The 19657-nt window shown below is 66.3% G+C and carries 17 protein-coding genes; 6 read left to right on the forward strand and 11 right to left on the reverse strand.

The features are described 5' to 3' along the window. The 5 genes from B4U45_RS09075 to B4U45_RS09095 form a co-directional block, all read right to left on the reverse strand. Positions 1-1025 (reverse strand): PPE family protein (locus B4U45_RS09075; protein ID WP_219859381.1); only part of this gene is annotated, 1025 nt, incomplete at its 3' end. 269 nt (positions 1026-1294) lie between these two features. Then, the gene (locus B4U45_RS09080) at positions 1295-3682 is read right to left on the reverse strand and encodes an HAD-IC family P-type ATPase (protein ID WP_083154468.1); all 2388 of its coding nucleotides are present in this window, start codon (positions 3680-3682) and stop codon (positions 1295-1297) included. Beyond that, entirely contained in the window at positions 3679-5271 is a 1593-nt protein-coding gene (locus B4U45_RS09085) for a serine hydrolase (RefSeq protein ID WP_083044258.1), read from the reverse strand. The genes B4U45_RS09080 and B4U45_RS09085 overlap by 4 nt, the downstream gene beginning before the upstream one ends. 76 nt (positions 5272-5347) lie before the next feature. Next, the gene (locus B4U45_RS09090) at positions 5348-6466 is read right to left on the reverse strand and encodes an MBL fold metallo-hydrolase (protein WP_089025133.1); all 1119 of its coding nucleotides are present in this window, start codon (positions 6464-6466) and stop codon (positions 5348-5350) included. Positions 6467-6471: 5 nt separating this feature from the next. Then, positions 6472-7203: an enoyl-CoA hydratase gene (locus B4U45_RS09095; protein WP_075548259.1), complete on the reverse strand. Its 732-nt coding sequence runs from the start codon at positions 7201-7203 to the stop codon at positions 6472-6474. Positions 7204-7229: 26 nt separating this feature from the next. On the opposite strand from B4U45_RS09095, the gene B4U45_RS09100 reads away from it, so the two are divergent. From B4U45_RS09100 to prrB, 3 genes are all read left to right on the forward strand, one after another. Continuing rightward, on the forward strand, positions 7230-8711 hold the full coding sequence (locus B4U45_RS09100; RefSeq protein ID WP_075548260.1) for an acetyl-coenzyme A carboxylase carboxyl transferase subunits beta/alpha: 1482 nt from the start codon (positions 7230-7232) through the stop codon (positions 8709-8711). 240 nt (positions 8712-8951) lie between these two features. Further along, positions 8952-9662 carry a two-component system response regulator PrrA gene (gene prrA / locus B4U45_RS09105; protein WP_023367425.1) on the forward strand — a complete coding sequence of 237 codons (711 nt, stop codon included), beginning with the start codon at positions 8952-8954 and terminating at the stop codon, positions 9660-9662. Then, positions 9663-11003: a two-component system sensor histidine kinase PrrB gene (prrB, locus tag B4U45_RS09110; protein WP_075548261.1), complete on the forward strand. Its 1341-nt coding sequence runs from the start codon at positions 9663-9665 to the stop codon at positions 11001-11003. 1 nt (position 11004) lies between these two features. Here prrB and arfC read toward each other — a convergent pair whose 3' ends face one another. The 3 genes from arfC to arfA are packed head-to-tail and all read right to left on the reverse strand — an operon-like array spanning position 11005 to position 12719. After that, on the reverse strand, positions 11005-11565 hold the full coding sequence (gene arfC, locus B4U45_RS09115) for a channel accessory protein ArfC, sunset domain variant (protein ID WP_241780295.1): 561 nt from the start codon (positions 11563-11565) through the stop codon (positions 11005-11007). After that, positions 11562-11708, reverse strand: a complete 147-nt coding sequence (gene arfB / locus B4U45_RS09120; protein WP_089025130.1) for a channel accessory protein ArfB — start codon at positions 11706-11708, stop codon at positions 11562-11564. The genes arfC and arfB overlap by 4 nt, the downstream gene beginning before the upstream one ends. 12 nt (positions 11709-11720) lie before the next feature. Further along, the gene (arfA, locus tag B4U45_RS09125) at positions 11721-12719 is read right to left on the reverse strand and encodes a channel-forming protein ArfA/OmpATb (protein ID WP_082275531.1); all 999 of its coding nucleotides are present in this window, start codon (positions 12717-12719) and stop codon (positions 11721-11723) included. Positions 12720-12823: 104 nt separating this feature from the next. Between arfA and B4U45_RS09130 the strand changes: the two genes are divergently transcribed. Together B4U45_RS09130 and B4U45_RS09135 are read left to right on the forward strand one after the other, a co-directional pair. Further along, entirely contained in the window at positions 12824-13087 is a 264-nt protein-coding gene (locus B4U45_RS09130; protein WP_075548262.1) for a DUF2630 family protein, read from the forward strand. A 30-nt stretch (positions 13088-13117) separates the two neighbouring features. Next, a complete protein-coding gene (locus B4U45_RS09135; protein ID WP_075548263.1) occupies positions 13118-14683 on the forward strand; it encodes a phytoene desaturase family protein in 1566 nt (521 codons plus the stop codon). Positions 14684-14700: 17 nt separating this feature from the next. On the opposite strand, the gene B4U45_RS09140 is transcribed toward B4U45_RS09135, so the two are convergent. Both B4U45_RS09140 and pdxH read right to left on the reverse strand, forming a co-directional pair. Further along, on the reverse strand, positions 14701-15996 hold the full coding sequence (locus B4U45_RS09140; RefSeq protein WP_075548264.1) for a citrate synthase: 1296 nt from the start codon (positions 15994-15996) through the stop codon (positions 14701-14703). 438 nt (positions 15997-16434) lie between these two features. Continuing rightward, positions 16435-17061 (reverse strand): pyridoxamine 5'-phosphate oxidase, encoded by a 627-nt coding sequence (gene pdxH / locus B4U45_RS09145; RefSeq protein WP_089025131.1) that lies wholly within the window; start codon positions 17059-17061, stop codon positions 16435-16437. 91 nt (positions 17062-17152) lie between these two features. On the opposite strand from pdxH, the gene B4U45_RS09150 reads away from it, so the two are divergent. Then, the gene (locus B4U45_RS09150) at positions 17153-18274 is read left to right on the forward strand and encodes a citrate synthase 2 (RefSeq protein WP_075548266.1); all 1122 of its coding nucleotides are present in this window, start codon (positions 17153-17155) and stop codon (positions 18272-18274) included. Positions 18275-18334: 60 nt separating this feature from the next. Here the strand turns inward: B4U45_RS09150 and B4U45_RS09155 are convergent. After that, positions 18335-19657: Ig-like domain-containing protein (locus tag B4U45_RS09155; RefSeq protein WP_219859382.1), on the reverse strand; the 1323-nt coding region annotated here is incomplete at its 5' end.

The raw sequence follows: 19657 nt of genomic DNA on the forward strand, positions 1-19657 counted from the left end.
TTCCCGGTCCCGGAGTTGAACAACCCCACATTCCCGGTCCCGGAGTTGAACAACCCCACATTCCCGCTACCGGAATTCCAGCCCCCGAACCCGACCTGACCATCACCACTCAACCCGATCCCAATATTATGGCTACCGGTGTTCCCGAACCCGAAATTACCGATCCCGGTATTCCCGAAACCAACGTTGTAATCCCCGGCGTTCCCCAACCCCACATTGTACGACCCCAAATTCCCCGGCCCGAAGTTATACCACCCGATATTCCCCGAACCCACATTGAAACTCCCCAGGTTCCCCAACCCAAAGTTCCAACCACCCAGATTCCCAAACCCCACATTACTACCACCAACATTGCCCCCACCCACATTCCCATCACCCACACTCCCAAACCCAACATTGCCCACCCCCACATTCGCCAACCCCGCATTAAAAATACTCATCCGACCCGGTGGGCTGAAGACGGCGGCCTGCGCGGCCGCGACCAACGCCCCACCGGCGGCGGGGTTCTGCACCAACTGGACAAATGGCGTCAACGCCGACGCGGCCGCCGAAGCACCGGCGTGATACCCGAACATCGCCGCCACATCCTGTGCCCACATCTGCTCGTAGGCGGCCTCGACGGCGGCGATCGCGGGCGCGTTGAAGCCGAGCAGGTCGGAGACGACGAGCGAAACCAGTTGAGAACGGTTGGCCCAAACCGCCGCCGGATGCACCGTGGCCGCGCGGGTCGCCTCGAACGCGGCCGCGGCGATCCGCGCCTGACCACCCGCCTGCGCCGCTTGCGCTCCCGCCGTGGACAACCATCCGAGATAGCTTCCGGCGACGCTTGCCATCGCCACCGACGCCGGGCCCTGCCAAGAAGAACCCACCAGCGCCGAGGTCACTGACGAGAATGCGGTCGCCGCCGATCCCAGCTCGCCGGCCAGCTGGTCCCAGGCCGCCGCCGCGGCCAGCATCGGACCTGCTCCGGCACCGCTAAATATGCGGGCCGAATTGATCTCCGGTGGCGAGACCGAAAAATTCATTCGCGGCAACCTCTCCCAGGTGGCCGTCGCATCGGGGCCACCTATCGATCACTGCCTGCGACAATCCGGCGGTCACCGGGATTGAGCCGGCTGCCGTCAAGCGGATTTCCCCGTCAGCATACGGACGGCGCGGCAACAATTTCGTGTTTTCGGCAAAATAGACGTCGACAAAGAATATTCATAGATAGCCCCGAAATGTAAAGTATTTATACACCTGCGGTTCGGGATGCCACGCCTTTGACTTCCGCTTATATTGACGTCTTGGTCGTTTACTTTTCCGGACGCCGCCATACCTGCGGTTTGACACCGAGCACCCTGGCTCGAATCCACCACGTCGCCTCGATCACACCGGCCCCGATCACGCCGATGCCCAAGGCAATCGACGTCATAGCGAGGTTCGACGGGTCCAGGAAAAACTTCTGCTGCGCCAGCGGCAGGCTGAAGATCACCAAATAGGCCGCGCCGGAGGCCATAACCAGTCCCAGACGCCACCATTGATAGGGCCGTGCCACCACCGCAAGCACCCATAGCGCGGTCACCAGCAGCGTGATCAGGGCCGCCGTTGAAGCTTGCGTCCGTTCATGCCAGGTCGAGTGACGGCCGGGGTAGGCCACGAGGTAGGAAACGAAAGTCGCCGTGCCCACCACAAGTCCGGACGGCAGTGCGGAGGTCAACACCCGCCGAACGAAGCCGGGATACGCACGCTCGTTGTTGGGCGCCAGGGACAGGATGAATGACGGAATGCCGATGGTGAACCACGCCGCGATGGTCACATGGATCGGTTGGAACGGATACAGCAGCGGATCGGCCCCCAGCGGTTTGGCAAGCAAGCACTCGATCCCCACCAGCAACGCCAGCAACGCCGAATACACCGTTTTAGCCAGAAACAGATTCGCGACCCGTTCGATATTGCCGATCACCCGGCGGCCTTCGGCGACCACGTAGGGCAGGGTGGCAAACCTGTTGTCCAGCAAGACGATCTGCGCTACCGCACGAGACGCCGGGCTACCCGCCCCCATCGCCACCGCGATGTCGGCGTCCTTGAGGGCCAGCACGTCGTTGACGCCGTCGCCGGTCATCGCCACGGTATGCCCGTGCGACTGCAGGGCATGCACAATGGCTCGCTTCTGGTCGGGACGCACCCTGCCGAACGTCGTGAAGGATTCCAACGTGTCGGCCAATTCGGCGGGCCCGGTAGGGAGCTGACGGGCATCCAGCACCTCGCCCCGCAGCCCGAGCTTGCCGGCGACCGCCCCCACCGACACGGCGTTGTCGCCGGATATCACCTTTACCGAAATGCCTTGGTCGGCAAAGTATTCAAGCGTCTCGCGGGCGTCGGGCCGGATCTTCTGCTCGAGCACCACCAGAGCGACCGGGGTGACCCGTCCGGGCGCGTCGGGGTGGTCCACGGCGACGTCGGAAGCACCCAGCAGCAGCACCCGCAACCCCTGCGCCCCGATGCGCTCCGCCTGTTCGGCGGCGGCCGATGCCGAGTCGAGCAGCACATCGGGCGCGCCGATCACCCAGTTGCCGTGGTCCCGATAGGATGCACCGCTCCATTTGGTTGCGGACTTGAAAGATGCTGTCGCCGTTGCGGTCCAGCCGGGCGGCGAATGACAGGCCGCGGCGATCGCCTGCATGCTGGCATTGGGTCGGTCATCGGCAGCTGCCAGGGAAGCCAGCACGTCGACGATACGATCGTCAGCAGTGCCCAATCCACTGACCTCCGATACCCGCATCCCACTTTCGGTCAGCGTGCCGGTCTTGTCGGCACAAACCACGTCGACTCGGGCCAGCCCCTCGATGGCGGGCAATTCCTGCACCAGGCATCGGCGTTGGCCCAACCGGATGACACCGACCGCGAACGCGATCGACGTCATCAACACCAGACCTTCGGGCACCATCGGCACCAAGGCGCCCACCGTCCGCAGCACCGATTCCCGCCAGCCGGCCTTCGTGGTGAACAGCTGGGTGTAGACGGTCAGCAGTCCCGCCGGCACCAACAGGTAGGTGATGAACTGCAGTATCCTGTTGATACCGTTGCGCAGTTCGGATTTCACCAAAGTGAACTTGCTGGCCTCGGCGGCCAGCTTGGCTGCGTATGCTTCCCGGCCCACCTTGGTCGCGCGGTAGGCTCCGGTTCCGGAGACGACGAAACTGCCCGACATCACCGCGTCGCCGGGGTCTTTGGCGATCGGGTCGGCCTCACCGGTCAACAGTGATTCGTCAACCTCGAGGTTCCTGTCCTCGACGACCTCACCGTCGACGACAACCTGGTCTCCCGGCCCGAGTTCGATGATGTCGTCCAGCACGACTTCGCTCGGCAACCGGGTCTGAGTACCGGATCGCCTGCGCACCAAGGGCTTTGCCTGCCCCAGGATCGCCAAGCTGTCCAGCGTCTGCTTCGCTCGGAGCTCCTGAATCATACCGATGATGCTGTTGGCGATGATGAGCAGACCGAACAGCCCGTTGATCACCGAGCCCGTCGCCAACACGATCAGCAGCAGCACGCCCAGGATCGCGTTGATGCGGGTGAACACGTTGGCCCGGATGATCTGCGCGACGCTGCGGGTGGTCCGTTCTGGGATGTCGTTGCTCTTGCCCTCGGCTAACCGTTGTGCCACTTCGGCATCGGTCAAGCCGGGCGCGGCACTCATCGGGTAAACGTTCCCAGCTTGTCGGCGTCGTAGTATTCGAGGTTCAGCGTGGCGACGGGGAAGCCGGAAAAGACCGCCTTGGAAATGGATCCGGGTAAGGCGTTTTCGGTCGACAGCGGAAAAGTGAAAGTGTCTGCGTCCCAATGCGTCAACGTGAATGTCTGGTTCTTCGGCCCCAGCGACAGCTGCAGCTGGCCGTCATGTTCGGTCACGGTGGCCGGACCCCAGTAGTCGTTGGCGTAGCCCCCAACGTAGTCGCTCAACGGCCGTGCCGGCGCGGGGCTGACGGGAGGCTGTTTGTCGACCAGCGACCCCTCTGGGTGGTTCAGCGGGGCAAGTTGCTGCCTGTACAGGGTGGCCCAGTCCTCGCGGACCTGGCCGTACTGCACCAGGTCCAAGAATTCGGCCGTCAGCGCTTCCGGCACTCCGTAGGGTGCGGCATTGGTCAGGGCAATGACGGCGAGGTCTTCGGACGGCAGGACGGTAAAATTCGTCGCGGCCCCCAAGCCGAATCCGCCGGAATGACCGTACTGGGTACGACCCGACGAGTTCACCGACACGTTGAATCCGAAACCATAGGTGCCCGCTCGCGCCTTGGGCAACCGCGCCGGAGTCGAGATCACTTGCGGTGTGATGGCCGGCAAGAGCGCCTCCGGCGACGTGATCTGCTGACCGTTGTAGGCGCCGTTGGCCAGCACCATGGTCAGCCAGTGCGTCATGTCGTTGAGCGAGGAGCTGACCCCGCCTGCGGGCGTTTGGGGATCGGGATCCCGTTGGAAGCGGGCCTCCCATTTATCGCCGACCTTGATGTGGGCGACCGCGTGATTGGGTCTGGCCAGGAAATCGGCGAACCGCGAACTGGTGGATGTCATTCCCAGCGGACGGTAGAGCACCTCGTCGGACAGCTCCGCCCAGGATTTGCCGGCCGCGGCCGCGACCGCGTCGGCCGCGGCGGTCACGCCGAAATTGGTGTAGGCGTAGCTGATCCGAAATGGGGCCAGCGGCAAGTACTTCAGCCGCTGCAGCACCTGCTGCCCGTCGTAACCCAGATCCTCCAGCGGGTCACCGGCATGGTCCGGCAATCCGGAGCGATGCGAATAGAGGTCGGCGACGGTCACATGGCTGGTGACGTAGGCATCGCCGAGTTCGAACCACGGCAGCTTCGCGACGACGGGCGTATCCCAGGTGACCACGTTGGTGCTGACCTCGTGCGCCACCACCGTCGCACCCACCGATTTGGACACCGATGCCAGCTGGAAGACGGTGTCGGCGTCCACCCGGTTGTCCGGGCCGTCGGCCTTGCTGGCATCCTTGATGCCGAAACCCTTCGCGTACAACGTCTTTCCACCGTGGACAACGGCCAGGGCCATGCCGGGGATGCCGCTGGTCTTCATCAGCTCGGCGACCAGGCCGTCCAGCTTCGCCACCGCCTCGTCGATGCGCCCGGCCGGAATGTCCACGCCGGAAACCTCATTGGGCGGGACTTTCGACAGCGCCGACGTCGGGCCGGATGCCCGCTGCGCGGGCCCGCATGCCACCAGCGCCAGCAACATCACAACTAGTGCGGCCGTCGCCGCGCGTCTCGTCATGGCCGCTCACTCTAACCGGGTGCCGAATCGCGCCGCGTGAACGACGTCACCTGCGGCCGGGTCCAACGCGCTCGAGCTAAAGCCGCCACCACGGGTTGGATCTCAACGGCCCGGCCGAATCCACCCGCTGACCTGGCAGCGGCACCGCCACCTTGACTCGCTCGGGCTCAGCGGCCGCCAACAGCCGCTCAACCGGTTCTGACCATGGGTGCGGAGCCAGCCGGAAGGTACCCCAGTGCACCGGCACCAACAGCCCCGCGCCGGAATCGGTGACGTCCAGATGGGCCCGGATCGCCTCCTCGGGGTTCATGTGGATATCCGGCCATGCGGTGTTATAGGCGCCGATCGGCATCAGCGTCAGGTCGAATGGCCCGTGGTCCGCGCCGATCTGGGCGAAGCTCTTGGTGTAGCCGGTATCACCGCCGAAGTAGACGCGATGGCTGGGACCGATGAACGCCCACGACGCCCACAAGGTGTTATCACGGCTCAGAAAGCGGCCCGAAAAATGCCGGGCCGGCATACAGACGATCCTGAGCTGGTCAACCTGGCCGCTTTGCTGCCAATCGAGTTCGACGATGCGCTGCTCAGGAATGCCCCACGCCCGCAGATGGGCACCGACCCCGAGGGGCACGAAGAACGGCGCGCGCTGGGTGCGGGTCAGCGCGATGACGGTGTCGATATCGAGATGGTCGTAGTGGTCATGGCTGATCACCACCGCATCGACGGCCGGAAGGCCCTCCAGTTGCACCGGCGGCGGATGCAGCCGTTGGGGCCCGACGAGATCGGAGGGCGAACACCGGTTGCTCCACACCGGATCGGTCAGCACCCGGTAGCCGTCGATTTCCACCAGCGCCGTCGAGTGGCCGAACCAGCTGACGGCGAGCCGGCTGGCGTCACCTTTGTAGATCTCCGGGGCGGCCAGCGGGATCGGTTTGGCGGGCCTGCTGCCGCCGCGATTACCCACGAACTCCCAGATGATGAGCCGCAGTTCCTCGCGGCCCATGACGTATATGGACCCCGGGTCGAGGTTGACGAAGTTGCCGTCCTGGTAGTGCGGCGACCCCTCCGAAATGGCGCGGATGGTCGCGGGGTTTGCCCCAAGCGCAGCCGGCGCGCCGTGCAGTGCCCGCACCAGCCAGCCACCGGCCGCCAGCGAGGCCGTGCCGGCGGCCAGCCGTAGCGCTCGGCGCACCACCACGACTACTCCCCCTGAAACCTCGGCGGCCGCTTCTGCACGCGCGCCACCTGTGCCTCGATGACATCTTGGCTGCCCCATGCCTTATCGAACAACTCCTTGTGCTCCGGCCAGGGCTCCTCGATGGCGCCGTCGTCGTTGAGCACCCGCTTGGCATGCTGGATTGCCAGCGGCGCCAGGCCGGCGATCTCGGCGGCCCAGGCTTGCGCGTCGGCCAGCGTCCCGATCCGGTTGGCCATTCCGGTATGCAACGCCATCTCGGCTGTCAGCTTCTCCGCGGCCAGCAGCATCGCCCGCGCCCGTCCGTGACCGACCAGCGAGGAGAGCCGGCGGATACTCCAGTTGTCCAGTGCCAGGCCATATTTGGACGTCGGAAACTGAAAGAACGCCTCCGGCGCGACCACCCTCAGGTCGCACTGCATGGCCAGCTGCAGGCCCGCGCCGATAGCCGGACCGTTGATCGCGCCGATCACCGGTATCAGGGTGGCGTCCATCACCCGGTGCAGCTCGATGAGCCGATCGGGGTAGTCGGCGGCGAATGCGTCGCCGGACAGGTCCGCTCCGGCGCAAAACGCAGAGCCTTGTCCGGTGAGCACAATCGCCCGGATTGAGCCGTCACCGGCCTTCAGGAACGCCTCCCGCAGCTCCTCCACGAGCTGGGAGTTCAGGGCATTGCGGCGCTCCGGGCGCTGCAACTCGATTGTCAGCACGGCCTCGACCTGGGTGATACCGATCATTGCGCCAGCCTATATAGCCTCATCCGGTGAGTCGTATCACGACCGACCAACTGCGCGACGCGGTGCTGGACGAGGGCTCGTTCACCAGTTGGGACACCGACCCGCTGCCGGTGCCGGTATCGCAGTCCTACGCACGCGATCTGGCCCGGGCCCGGGCCGCCACCGGCCGCGACGAATCGGTGCTGACCGGCGAGGGACGGATATTCGGGCGCCGGGTGGCGGTGGTGGTGTGCGAGTTCGACTTCCTCGCCGGATCTATCGGGGTGGCGGCGGCGGAACGGATTACCGCCGCCGTCGAGCGAGCCACCGCCGAGCGCCTGCCGCTGCTGGCGTCGCCGAGTTCCGGCGGCACCCGGATGCAGGAGGGCACGGTCGCCTTCCTGCAGATGGTGAAGATCGCCGCGGCCGTCAGACTGCACCAGCAGGCGCACTTGCCCTACCTCGTCTACCTGCGCAATCCGACCACCGGCGGGGTGTTCGCGTCGTGGGGCTCGCTGGGCCATATCACCGTCGCCGAACCGGGAGCCCTGATCGGTTTCCTGGGTCCCCGGGTGTACCAGCTGCTCTACGGTGAACCCTTTCCCGCCGGTGTTCAGACCGCGGAGAATCTGCAACGCCATGGCGTGATCGACGGCGTCGTCGCGCTCGACGAGCTGCGCCGCACGGTGGATCGGGCGCTGACAGTGCTCACCGATGCTCCCGAGCCGCCGCCGGCCCCGGCACCGCCCGAGCCGGTGCCCGACGTACCCACCTGGGACTCGGTGGTGGCATCGCGACGACCCGACCGGCCGGGTGTGGCACGGCTGTTGCGCGACGGTGCCACCGACCGCGTGCTGCTCTCGGGTACCGGTTCTGGCGAAGCGGCGACGACGCTGCTGGCCCTGGCTCGCTTCTGCGGCCAGCCGGCGGTGGTGCTGGGCCAGCAGCGAGTCGTCGGCGGTCTTGTCGGTCCGGCGTCGCTGCGTGAAGCCCGGCGAGGCATGGCGCTGGCCGCCGAGCTGCGGTTACCGCTGGTGCTGATGATCGACACCGCCGGACCCGCATTGTCGGCCGAAGCCGAGCAGGGCGGGCTGGCCGGACAGATCGCCCAGAGCCTTGCCGACCTCGTCACCCTGGACACCCCGACGGTGTCGGTGCTGTTGGGTCAGGGCAGCGGTGGACCTGCGCTGGCGATGGTGCCCGCTGACCGGGTGCTGGCCGCGCTGCACGGCTGGCTCGCCCCGTTGCCGCCGGAGGGCGCCAGCGCGATCGTGTTCCGCGACACCGAGCACGCCGCCGAACTCGCTGCCGCCCAAGGTGTCCGGTCGGCAGACCTGCTGGCCGCCGGCATTGTCGACGTCATTGTGCCCGAGTATCCCGACGCCGCGGCCGAGCCGGTCGAGTTCGCCCGACGGCTGTCGCGCGCCATCGCCGCCGAGGTGCATGCGCTGCGGTCGGCTCCCGACGCCGAACGCATGGCGGCGCGGTTGGCGCGCTATCGACGCATCGGGTTGCCCCGAGACACCTAGGACGGTGCTGATCTATTGGCCCGAATTGTTGGAGGCAACTCCGACTTTCCCATCAGCCACGTCAGTCTCCGAGAATTCGCGGTGTCTCGTCTTGCCCACCTGGCGCTGTCCCCGGCGCGCGCCGCCGCCGGGGCTCCCGTCGTCGCCGAGGTGATTCGAACAGGCTGACGGTAACCCGCCGGACAGGCACCAGCGACCCGGCGGGCGGCGTCCCACCGCCGCGGGCAACAATCAGGCAAAATGAGCGGCATGGAGACTGGTGTGAGCTCACCTCGGGTCTTGGTGGTCGACGACGACTCCGATGTCCTGGCCTCGCTGGAACGCGGCCTGCGGCTCTCCGGGTTCGAGGTCTCGACCGCCGTCGACGGCGCCGAGGCCCTGCGCAGCGCCACCGAAACCCGCCCGGACGCGATCGTGCTCGACATCAACATGCCGGTGCTCGATGGCGTCAGCGTGGTCACGGCGCTGCGCGCGATGGACAACGACGTGCCGGTCTGCGTGCTGTCGGCACGCAGCTCGGTCGACGACCGAGTCGCCGGCCTCGAGGCCGGCGCCGACGATTACCTGGTCAAGCCGTTCGTGCTGGCCGAGCTGGTGGCCCGGGTGAAGGCTCTGCTGCGCCGCCGCGGCTCCACCGCCACGTCCTCGTCGGAAACCATCACGGTGGGCCCGTTGGAGGTGGACATCCCCGGCCGGCGGGCCCGGGTCAACGGCGTCGACGTCGACCTGACCAAGCGCGAGTTCGACCTGCTGGCGGTTTTGGCGGAGCACAAGACCGCGGTGTTGTCCCGCGCGCAGCTGCTGGAGCTGGTGTGGGGCTACGACTTCGCCGCCGACACCAACGTCGTCGACGTGTTCATTGGGTACCTGCGGCGCAAGCTCGAGGCCAACGGCGGACCCCGGCTGCTGCACACCGTGCGCGGCGTCGGCTTCGTGCTCAGGATGCAGTGAGTGAACATCCTGTCGCGGATCTTTGCCCGGACGCCTTCGTTGCGGACGCGGGTGGTGGTCGCGACAGCGATCGGCGCCGCGATCCCGGTACTCATCGTCGGAACCGTGGTCTGGGTGGGGATCACCAACGACCGCAAAGAGCGGCTGGACCGCCGCCTGGACGAGGCGGCGGGCTTCGCGATCCCGTTCGTGCCGCGCGGCCTCGACGAAATACCGCGCTCCCCCAACGACCGCGACGCCCTCATCACGGTCCGCCGCGGCGACCTGGTCAAGTCGAATTCCGACATCACCTTGCCCAAGCTGCACAAGGACTACGCCGACACCTACATCGGCGGAGTGCGCTACCGGGTGCGCACGGTGGAGATCCCGGGGCCCGAGCCGACGTCGGTAGCGGTCGGCGCGACCTATGACGCCACCGTCGCCGAGACCAACAACCTGCACCGCCGGGTGCTGTTGATCTGTGCTTTCGCTATCGGCGCGGCAGCGGTGTTCGCCTGGCTGCTGGCCGTGTTCGCGGTGCGGCCGTTCAAACAGCTGGCCGAACAAACGCGCTCGATCGACGCCGGGGACGAGGCGCCGCGGGTCGAAGTGCACGGCGCCAGCGAAGCCATCGAGATCGCCGAGGCGATGCGAGGCATGCTGCAGCGCATCTGGAACGAGCAAATCCGCACTAAGGAGGCGCTGGCGTCGGCTCGCGACTTCGCCGCGGTGTCCTCCCACGAATTGCGCACTCCGTTGACGGCAATGCGGACCAATCTCGAGGTGCTGTCTACCTTGGACCTGCCCGAAGACCAACGCAAAGAAGTGCTCAATGACGTGATCCGCACCCAGTCGCGCATCGAAGCCACCCTCAGCGCGCTGGAGCGGCTGGCCCAGGGCGAATTGTCGACCTCGGACGATCATGTGCCGGTTGACATCACCGAGCTGCTCGACCGCGCGGCCCACGACGCGATGCGCATCTACCCCGATCTCGACGTCTCGCTGGTGCCGTCGCCGACCTGCATCATCGTCGGGCTGCCCGCCGGTTTGCGGCTGGCCGTCGACAACGCCATCGCCAACGCCGTCAAGCACGGCGGCGCCACCCGGGTGCAGCTGTCGGCCGTCAGTTCGCGGGCCGGCGTCGAGATCGCCATCGACGACAACGGCAGCGGAGTACCCGAAGAAGAGCGCCAGGTGGTGTTCGACCGGTTCTCCCGCGGATCAACGGCGTCCCACTCGGGATCCGGTCTCGGGCTGGCGCTGGTGGCGCAGCAGGCCCAGCTGCACGGCGGGACCGCGTCTTTGCAGGACAGCCCACTGGGCGGCGCACGGCTGCTGCTGAAGCTTCCGGGCCCGAGCTAACTCACTCCCGTCGCGCGCTCTTGCGCCAGGGCGTGAAAAAGGCCCGTGCCGCGGCGGCCTCGTCCTGGAACCAGACCTGGGCCGCGGTCGCGTCGTAGTCGGGGTCGTCGGGGGTGTAATAGAGCCTGGTATCCGTGCGGCCCTTGACCAGCCATCCCTCCGGTCCGCTGCCATCGGCGCCGGCGCGCGCGGAGCCCGGGCCGTAGGGGGCAAACCGCACCGGGGATTGCGGCGAAGTTTCCCCAGTGACCGCGGTCTGCTCAGCCGACTCCGTCGCGTCCGGGACCTGTTGTGCCGACGTAACTTTCGCGGGTGCGATCTCGTGCGTTGCCGCCGGGTCCGCATCGGGGGTCTCGGGTCTGGGCGTCTTCTTGGCGGCCGGGATCTTCTTCGCCGGCGCCCCCTTGCGGGCGACGACCTTCTGCGCCGGCCGGCGTGGCACGGCGCTCGACTTGCGTTGCGGCAGTTGGTCTTTGACGGGGCGGATCATCAGCGTGAAGGTCAGCAGCATGCCGAGGGCGAAAGCCAGGTCCACCAGCCACCAGTGCACGTTGCCCGTCACGGCGCTGCGTCCGTCTCATGCGGCTCGTGCACATGCTGTTCTTGGCCGGCGGGCTTGACGAAGACAGTGGCGATCACCCATGCGAGAGCCGAGCCTGCCACGAAGGCAGCCAGGTAGTACAACCACTGGATCACGAAATCCACGCTGGATTCTCCTTAGCTGACCACGATTTCGACGCGGCGATTCTTGGCGCGACCCTCGGGTGTGTCATTGCCGGCGATGGGGTTGGCGGAACCGTAGCCCTGGGCGGTGATGTGATCGCGGGCAACTCCCTGGGCGGCGAGGAAGTCGGCGACGGTGGTGGCCCGCTGAACACTCAACGGAAAGTTGATGCCCTCGCCGCCGCCGTTGTCGGAGTAGCCGTTAACGGTGACGCGTGCGTCCGGACAGGCTTTGAGTTTGGCGGCTACCTGGCTCAGGATCTGGTTGTCGGCAGGGGTCAGGCTGACCCCGTCGTTCTTAAAGGCGATCGCCCCGCCCGTCAGAGCATTGATGGCCGCCGGTAGGTCGGCGCACGGTCCAGAGGCACCGGAACCTGGCGGTGGACTGGCGCCCGGCGTCGGGGACGGAGCCTTGACCTCAATGTTGTTGGTGACATTGACTCCGGGCCAAGCAGTCTTGGCCGCACGCTCCACCGCATCTTTCTGGTCGGGCGATGCGGCGGTTCCCGACAAGGTCACGGTGTTTCCCTCGACCTTCAGGCTGAAGTCCGGGATTGCGGCGCCGGCGGTGAAAACCGGTTCCGCGTTTGCGAAATCAAGGGCGCGGACCAGAGGATCGATACGGATTTGATCGATGACGATGACGCCCGGAGTCAGCACGTTTCTGAGGGCCGCCAGCAGCGCCGCCTTGGAATTGTCATCGGGAAAATCGCCGATAAGCGTAATGGTGTTGCCGCTGCGGCTGATTGAAAGCAGCGACCATGACACGTCGGAGGCGCTGGAGGTGCTACTGGTCGTTGTCAGGGTGGGCAGGTCACCGGCCGGCCCTGTGACGGAGGTGGGGCGTTCGAACATGCCGTAACCGATTGCCGCTATCAGCAACGGAATAACCGCCAGCGCGATCAGCCAGGCGACGCCGAGTGGGTGCCGACGAAGTCTCCACGCGCGGCTGGGTGCGGGCGGCATGTCTGAGACCGGCTGGCTACCCACCATCACCCCGCCTCTCGCCGTCGAAAAGTGTCTGTCCCGCCCTCAGGCGATATGCAGCCTACCGACTGTCCAGCGGCGAAACTGCCAATGTCAGGCACACTGGAGCAATGGCTAGCGAGAGCAAACCAACCGACAGCGAGACCCTGGCGCAGATCCGCGACCTGGTCGCCGAGGAGAAGGCGCTGCGTACCCGGCTGCAGCAGGGTGACATCACCGAGTCCGATGAGCATCAGCAACTGCGCCGCATCGCAATCGAACTGGACCAGTGCTGGGACCTGTTGCGGCAGCGACGGGCACTGCGGGAAACCGGTGGTGACCCGCGCGAGGCACACCTTCGTCCCGGCGGCCAAGTCGAGGGCTACCTCAGCTAGCACCGATCCGGGCTTCCTGTCGACACCACCATGCGGGAATTCGATGTCGTCGTCGTCGGCGGCGGTCACAATGGCCTGGTCGCGGCCGGCTACCTGGCCCGGGCGGGGCTCGGGGTGCGGGTGCTGGAGCGGCTGTCACACACCGGCGGGGCAGCGGTGTCGGCGCAGGCCTTCGCCGGCGTCGAGGTCCGGCTGTCGCGGTATTCCTATCTGGTCAGCCTGTTACCCCGCCGCATCGTCGACGACCTGGGCGCGCATGTCCGGTTGGCCCGTCGACCGTATTCGTCGTATACGCCGGACCCGGCTACCGCCGGGCGGTCCGGTCTGCTCGTCGGGCCGAACGGCGCGGGCACCTTCGCTGCGATCGGCGCCGCGGCTGACGAGCATGGCTTCGACGCCTTCTACCGCCGTTGCCGACTGGTGACCGAACGGCTCTGGCCGACGCTGCTCGAGCCGCTGCGCACTCGGCAGCAGGCACGCCGCGCCGTCGTGGACCGCGCCGGCCGCGCGGCGGCGCTCGCCTGGCAGGCCATGATCGACGAGCCGATCGGACACGCCATTACCGGCGCGGTGGCTAACGACCTGGTCCGGGGGGTGATTGCGACCGACGCGCTGATCGGCACCTTCGCGCGACTGGACGACCCGTCGCTGAGGCAGAACATCTGCTTCCTGTACCACGTGCTGGGCGGGGGTACCGGAGACTGGGACGTCCCGGTCGGCGGCATGGGTTCGGTGACGTCGGCCCTGGCTGCCGCAGCCGCCCGCCATGGTGCCGAAATAACCACTGGCGCGGATGTTTTCGCGGTAGATCCGACGGGGGAGGTGTATTACCGCGCGGACGGCGACGAGCATGCGATCCGAGGGCGGTTCGTGCTGGCCGGGGTGACACCGGCGGTCTTGGCCGGCCTGCTGGGCGAACCGGAGCCCTTGCTGACCCCGGGCGCCCAGATCAAGGTGAATATGGTGGTACGCCGACTACCCCGGTTGCGGGACGCCGGCGTCACCCCGGAGCAGGCCTTCGCCGGGACCTTGCACGTCAACGAAACCTGGACCCAGCTGGACACCGCGTATTCGCACGCAACCGGCGGGCGGCTGCCCGACCCGTTGCCGTGCGAGGCGTACTGCCATTCGCTGACCGATCCCAGCATCCTGCCGGACCGGCTGCGCGACGCGGGAGTGCACACCATGACCGTGTTCGGCTTGCACACGCCACATTCGCTGTGCTCGGCCGCCGACCCGGATACCGTCCGCGGCCACCTGACGCAGACGGTGCTTTCGTCACTGAATTCGGTTCTGGCCGAACCTATTCAGGATCTCCTGATGACCGACGCGGACGGCCGGCCGTGCATCGAGACCACCACCACGCTGGACCTGCAGCACGCGCTGCACATGACCGGCGGCAACATCTTCCACGGCGCCCTGTCGTGGCCGTTCACCGAGAACGACGAGCCACTGGACACACCGGCCCGGCAATGGGGCGTGGCTACCGGCCACGAGCGGATCATGCTGTGCGGCTCGGGAGCCCGCCGCGGCGGCGCGGTATCGGGCATCGGCGGGCACAATGCCGCCATGGCGGTGTTGGCTGCACTCGACTAGCACTCGGTTAGCGGCAATTACCGCCCATCGATGGCCACGTAATCGCGCGCGGTGTAGCCGGTGTAGATCTGGCGCGGCCGGCCGATCTTGCTGTCGCCCTCGTCGTGCATCTCCCGCCAGTGCGCGATCCACCCCGGGAGCCGGCCCAGCGCAAACAGCACGGTGAACATCCGAGTCGGGAAACCGAGCGCACGGTAGATCAGGCCGGTGTAGAAGTCGACGTTCGGGTAGAGCTTGCGCTCGATGAAGTAGTCGTCGGTCAGCGCCGCCTCTTCGAGCTCCTTGGCGATGCCCAGCAGGGAGTCGTCGCCTCCCAGCTTGGACAGGATCTTGTCGGCCTGCTCCTTGACGATCCGCGCGCGTGGGTCGTAGTTCTTGTAGACCCGGTGGCCGAAGCCCATCAATTTGACGCCGGCCTCGCGGTTTTTCACCTTGCGGACGAATTCGTCCACGTCGTCGCCGCTCTCGCGGATCTGCTCCAGCATTTCCAGCACCGCTTGGTTGGCGCCGCCGTGCAGCGGGCCCCACAGCGCGTTGATGCCGCCGGAGATGGAGGTGAACAGGTTGGCCCGCGACGAGCCCACCAGTCGCACCGTCGATGTCGAACAGTTCTGCTCATGGTCGGCGTGCAGGATGAACAGCATGTCCAGCGCCCGCACCACTTCCGGGTCGGCCTGGTAGGGCTCGGCCGGAAAGCCAAACGTCATCCGGAGGAAGTTCTCCACCAGCGTCAGCGAGTTCTCCGGGTAGAGGAAGGGCTGGCCGACCGACTTCTTATAGGCGTAGGCAGCAATGGTGGGCAGCTTGGCCAGCAACCGAATGGTCGAGAGCTCAACTTGGTTGTTGTCCATCGGGTCCAGGGCATCCTGGTAATACGCCGAGAGGGCGTTGACCACGCTGGACAGCACCGGCATCGGGTGTGCGTTGCGCGGAAACCCGTCGAAGAACCGCTTCAGGTCCTCGTGCAGCATGGTGTGGCGCTGGATGCGGCCGGTGAATTCGGCCAGCTGGTCAGGGGTGGGCAGCTCGCCGTAGATCAGCAGGTAGGAGACCTCGATGAAGGTCGACTTCTCAGCCAGCTGGTCAATCGGGTAACCGCGATAACGCAGAATGCCGGCGTCTCCGTCGATGTAGGTGATGGAGCTCTTGCACGAAGCGGTGTTCACAAAGCCGACGTCGAATGTGGTGTAGCCGGTCTTAGACAGCAGCGGCCCGAGCGAAATCCCGTCCGCACCTTCGGTGGCATGGGCGATCTGCAGCTCGATCTCGCCCCCCGGGTACTTCAGAGTTGCGGTGTCGTCGGTGTCGGCCACGAGAACCCCTTTGCGCTCTGGCTGATATGGCAGCCCCACTCGGTGCGTATAGGTGAAGGTAGTCGTTGACGCGACGCCGCGCCTGCCCGGGGTCGAATCTGCTGGTCGGGCGGTGCTTGTCGGGTCTTTCCGGGCTTGTCCGCATGCGCGGTATGCCTTCGCCCGCTTGGGGCGTCTCGAGTGTGCGCCTGCGGCGTCGAGCGTGCGGCTCTGGCGAGCCCAAGGCCCTTGGGGCCACCGTGAGCTCACTTTCGAAGCCACCACTACACACTCGGCCCGCCAGCGGCTTGATGCCGCATCGCGGCGGCGCGCAATGCCCCTATACGGCTTCGCGGCCCGCGTCGACGCCGTCGCATGACCCATTCGCGAGCGTGACGTCAGGACGAGTTTCGGCACGGATCCTCGCCCTGACGTCACGCTGGGCGCGCATCGGGCCCGCTAGGGCTGCAGCCGCTCGATATGACCGTCGGCGACCCGGATCCTGTTGTGTACCCGGTTTTCCCGGCCCTGCCAGAACTCCACCACCTCAGGGCCGATGAGATAACCGCCCCAGTTCGGCGGAACCGGAATGCGCTCCGCATCGGCGAACCGCGCAGTCACCTCAGCAAGTTGATCGAGCAGCGCCGCGCGTGAGGCGATCGGCTGCGACTGGTGCGACGCCCACGCTCCCAGCTGCGACCCACGCGGTCGCTGGGACCAGTACTGCTCGGTCACTCGGGGATCAACCCGGCTCACCGGGCCCCGGATGTGGACCTGTCGACCCAGCTGATACCACGGAAAGGTGACCGATGCATAAGGCACAGCCGCCAACTCGGCGCCCTTGGCCGACTCGTAGTTGGTGACAAAGGTGATCCCCGTCTCGTCCACGCCCTTGCACAGCACCGATCGGCTGACCGGACGGCCCGCTGCGACGGTAGCCAGCACCATCGCATTCGGCTCGGCGACGCCGGCGCGCTGAGCGTCGGCAAGCCAGGTGCGAAACAAGGCCAGCCACCCGTGCGCGAGCCAGGATTCATCCAGGTCGGGGCTCCCGTCCTTCTCGACGGACCCGTACTCCACCCGCATTCCAGCCAGATGATCTGTCATCGTGTCAACGCTAGCGGCGTCGCTACCAGCCGGTAGCGTCCGCGGGGAGGTGGGGTGCGAGAATTTGCCTATGACTGTGGTCCCGGAAGATTTTGTCCCTGGTCTTGATGGCGTGGTGGCCTTCACCACCGAGATTGCCGAGCCGGATAAAGATGGCGGCGCATTGCGCTACCGCGGCGTCGATATCGAAGATCTGGTGAGTCAACGGGTCACATTCGGAGACGTGTGGGCGCTGCTGGTGGACGGCGAATTCGGCCATGGACTGCCGCCGGCCGAACCGTTCCCGCTGCCCATCCACACCGGCGACGTGCGGGTCGACGTGCAGGCGGGACTGGCGATGCTGGCCCCCATCTGGGGGTACGCGCCGTTGCTCGACATCGACGATCGCACGGCCCGCGAACAGCTGGCCCGTGCATCGGTGATGGCATTGTCCTACGTCGCGCAATCCGCGCGCGGCATCTACCAGCCGGCCGTACCACAGCGAGTCATCGACGAATGTTCCACGGTGACAGCGCGTTTCATGACCCGGTGGCAAGGCGAGCCGGACCCCAGGCATGTCGACGCCATCGACGCGTACTGGGTGTCGGCGGCCGAGCACGGCATGAACGCCTCGACGTTCACCGCACGCGTGATCGCCTCCACGGGTGCAGACGTCGCCGCAGCGCTGTCCGGAGCGATCGGCGCGATGAGCGGACCGCTGCACGGCGGCGCGCCGGCGCGGGTGCTTCCGATGCTCGAAGAAGTCGAGCGCACCGGCGATGCGCGTGGTCTGGTCAAGAAGATCTTGGATCGTGGCGACAAGCTGATGGGCTTTGGGCACCGGGTCTATCGCGCCGAGGACCCGCGGGCGCGGGTCTTGCGCGCAACCGCGGAACGATTGGGCGCACCGCGCTACGACGTCGCCATGGCGCTGGAGCAGGCAGCACTGGCTGAGCTGCGGGAACGCCGCCCGGACCGGGCGATCGAGACCAATGTGGAATTCTGGGCCGCTGTCATCCTGGACTTCGCCAGAGTGCCGGCGAACATGATGCCGGCGATGTTCACCTGCGGACGCACCGCTGGCTGGTGTGCGCACATCCTTGAGCAGAAGCGACTCGGCAAGCTGGTCCGCCCGTCGGCCATTTATGTCGGGCCGGGCCCGCGCAGCCCCGAATCTGTCGCAGGGTGGGACCAGGTTCTCACGTCCGCTTGATTCGACACCTGATGCGATGCGAAGGGCACCCCGCCACCAGCCGTCACCGACAGTTGCGGCCTAGGGACCCACATTGTCGGCGGTGTACTGAAAGGTGACCATGGGCGGACTGTGATCCGACAACGGCTGCCCATTGGAATTGAAGAACTTCGGCGCCTCGTTGCTGTAACCGGTCGCGGTCAACGTCACGCCCTGACCGCTTCGGTAGAAGATCTTGTCCAGCAGTTCGCACTCGTTGCCGACCTTGCAGGTGGGCGCGAAGGGTGGGCTGGTGGGACCACCCTGGACCTGGACCCACGCATCGGTCAGCGAATTGTTCGCAGCGAATTGCAGAAGCGCGCTTTGGTCGTCGGAATACAGGGCGTTGAAGTCGCCCGTGACGATGACCGCACGGCCCCCGGAATTCTGCTGGATGTAATTGGTGAGCTGAGCCAGGTTGGCGTTGGTGAACGCGCCCCCGCCGGTATTGGTATGCAAGTTGTAAAGGTCGATCGTTTCGCCACCCGGAAGCTGCAGCTGGCTATAGCTGAAGCCTTTCGCGGTGAGGCAGTTGTCGGCGCTGCACTGCCACCATGTCTGCCGGTCGAGCCTTTTCACCTTGAACTGTGCGAGTGTGTTGAGTCCGTCGGAGAAGGGCACGCCGATGGGCCACAGCAACGTGGGTGGGCTGGGCGGTGTCTGGCTGGGCATATCCGATTTCTTGACCAGGAAATCGTGGTAGGCGAAGTCTTCCTGAACGTTGGTGACATAGTAGGAATTGAGCCGTTGCCCAATCTGTTTGGTGTACAGAAAGCGCGGCAAGATTGCGCTGGACAACGGAAATGGGAGCCCGGCAATGTTGTAGGTGAGCATGCTGAAGGCACCGCTTATCGTCGTGGTCGGGACGCCACCCACGAAGATGGTCACGGTGGCGACGTCGTCGTGCCCGTGGAACGGGCCCAGGTATCCCGCCAGGCCGTGCACGTGCAGGCTGGTGTCGTCACTCACGGCGACGGTGAAGGTGTCGTTGCCGACGAAACCCGGATCGGCCGTATAGGTGAAGCTGGCTGTCTGTTGGTTGATGTTGACGACGCCGTGCTGCGGTCCGCCAGGTAAGCCCCGCGGATTGACCTTGAAGGTCATCCTGTTGCCGTCGGGGTCGAAGGCCGTGAACGGCACGGGGCCGGTGCTGCCGTTAACGGGGATGCTGACCTGTTGGGGGGTCGCGACCGGAGTCCGGTTGAAGAGGACGGGCACCACCCCGTTGCGGACCGCGGCCAGAAAATCGATCACGGCGTTGAGCAGGTCATCGGGAATGCTGGCGGGGTCGACCGGTTGCGCGCTGGCGCCCGGCAGCACCGCGCCCGGGACCGCAGCTGCCGCGCCTGGCGGGGCCGTGCCCGG

Source organism: Mycobacterium persicum, from assembly GCF_002086915.1.
GTDB lineage: Bacteria > Actinomycetota > Actinomycetes > Mycobacteriales > Mycobacteriaceae > Mycobacterium > Mycobacterium persicum.

Excerpts from the sequence above, each read along its gene's own strand:
- B4U45_RS09080 (WP_083154468.1), bottom strand. The coding sequence starts at position 3,682 with ATGAGTGCCGCGCCCGGCTTGACCGATGCCGAAGTGGCACAACGGTTA.
- B4U45_RS09085 (WP_083044258.1), bottom strand. The coding sequence starts at position 5,271 with ATGACGAGACGCGCGGCGACGGCCGCACTAGTTGTGATGTTGCTGGCG.
- B4U45_RS09095 (WP_075548259.1), bottom strand. The coding sequence starts at position 7,203 with ATGATCGGTATCACCCAGGTCGAGGCCGTGCTGACAATCGAGTTGCAG.
- prrA (WP_023367425.1), top strand. The coding sequence starts at position 8,952 with ATGAGCGGCATGGAGACTGGTGTGAGCTCACCTCGGGTCTTGGTGGTC.
- arfA (WP_082275531.1), bottom strand. The coding sequence starts at position 12,719 with ATGGTGGGTAGCCAGCCGGTCTCAGACATGCCGCCCGCACCCAGCCGC.
- B4U45_RS09130 (WP_075548262.1), top strand. The coding sequence starts at position 12,824 with ATGGCTAGCGAGAGCAAACCAACCGACAGCGAGACCCTGGCGCAGATC.
- B4U45_RS09135 (WP_075548263.1), top strand. The coding sequence starts at position 13,118 with ATGCGGGAATTCGATGTCGTCGTCGTCGGCGGCGGTCACAATGGCCTG.
- pdxH (WP_089025131.1), bottom strand. The coding sequence starts at position 17,061 with ATGCGGGTGGAGTACGGGTCCGTCGAGAAGGACGGGAGCCCCGACCTG.
- B4U45_RS09150 (WP_075548266.1), top strand. The coding sequence starts at position 17,153 with ATGACTGTGGTCCCGGAAGATTTTGTCCCTGGTCTTGATGGCGTGGTG.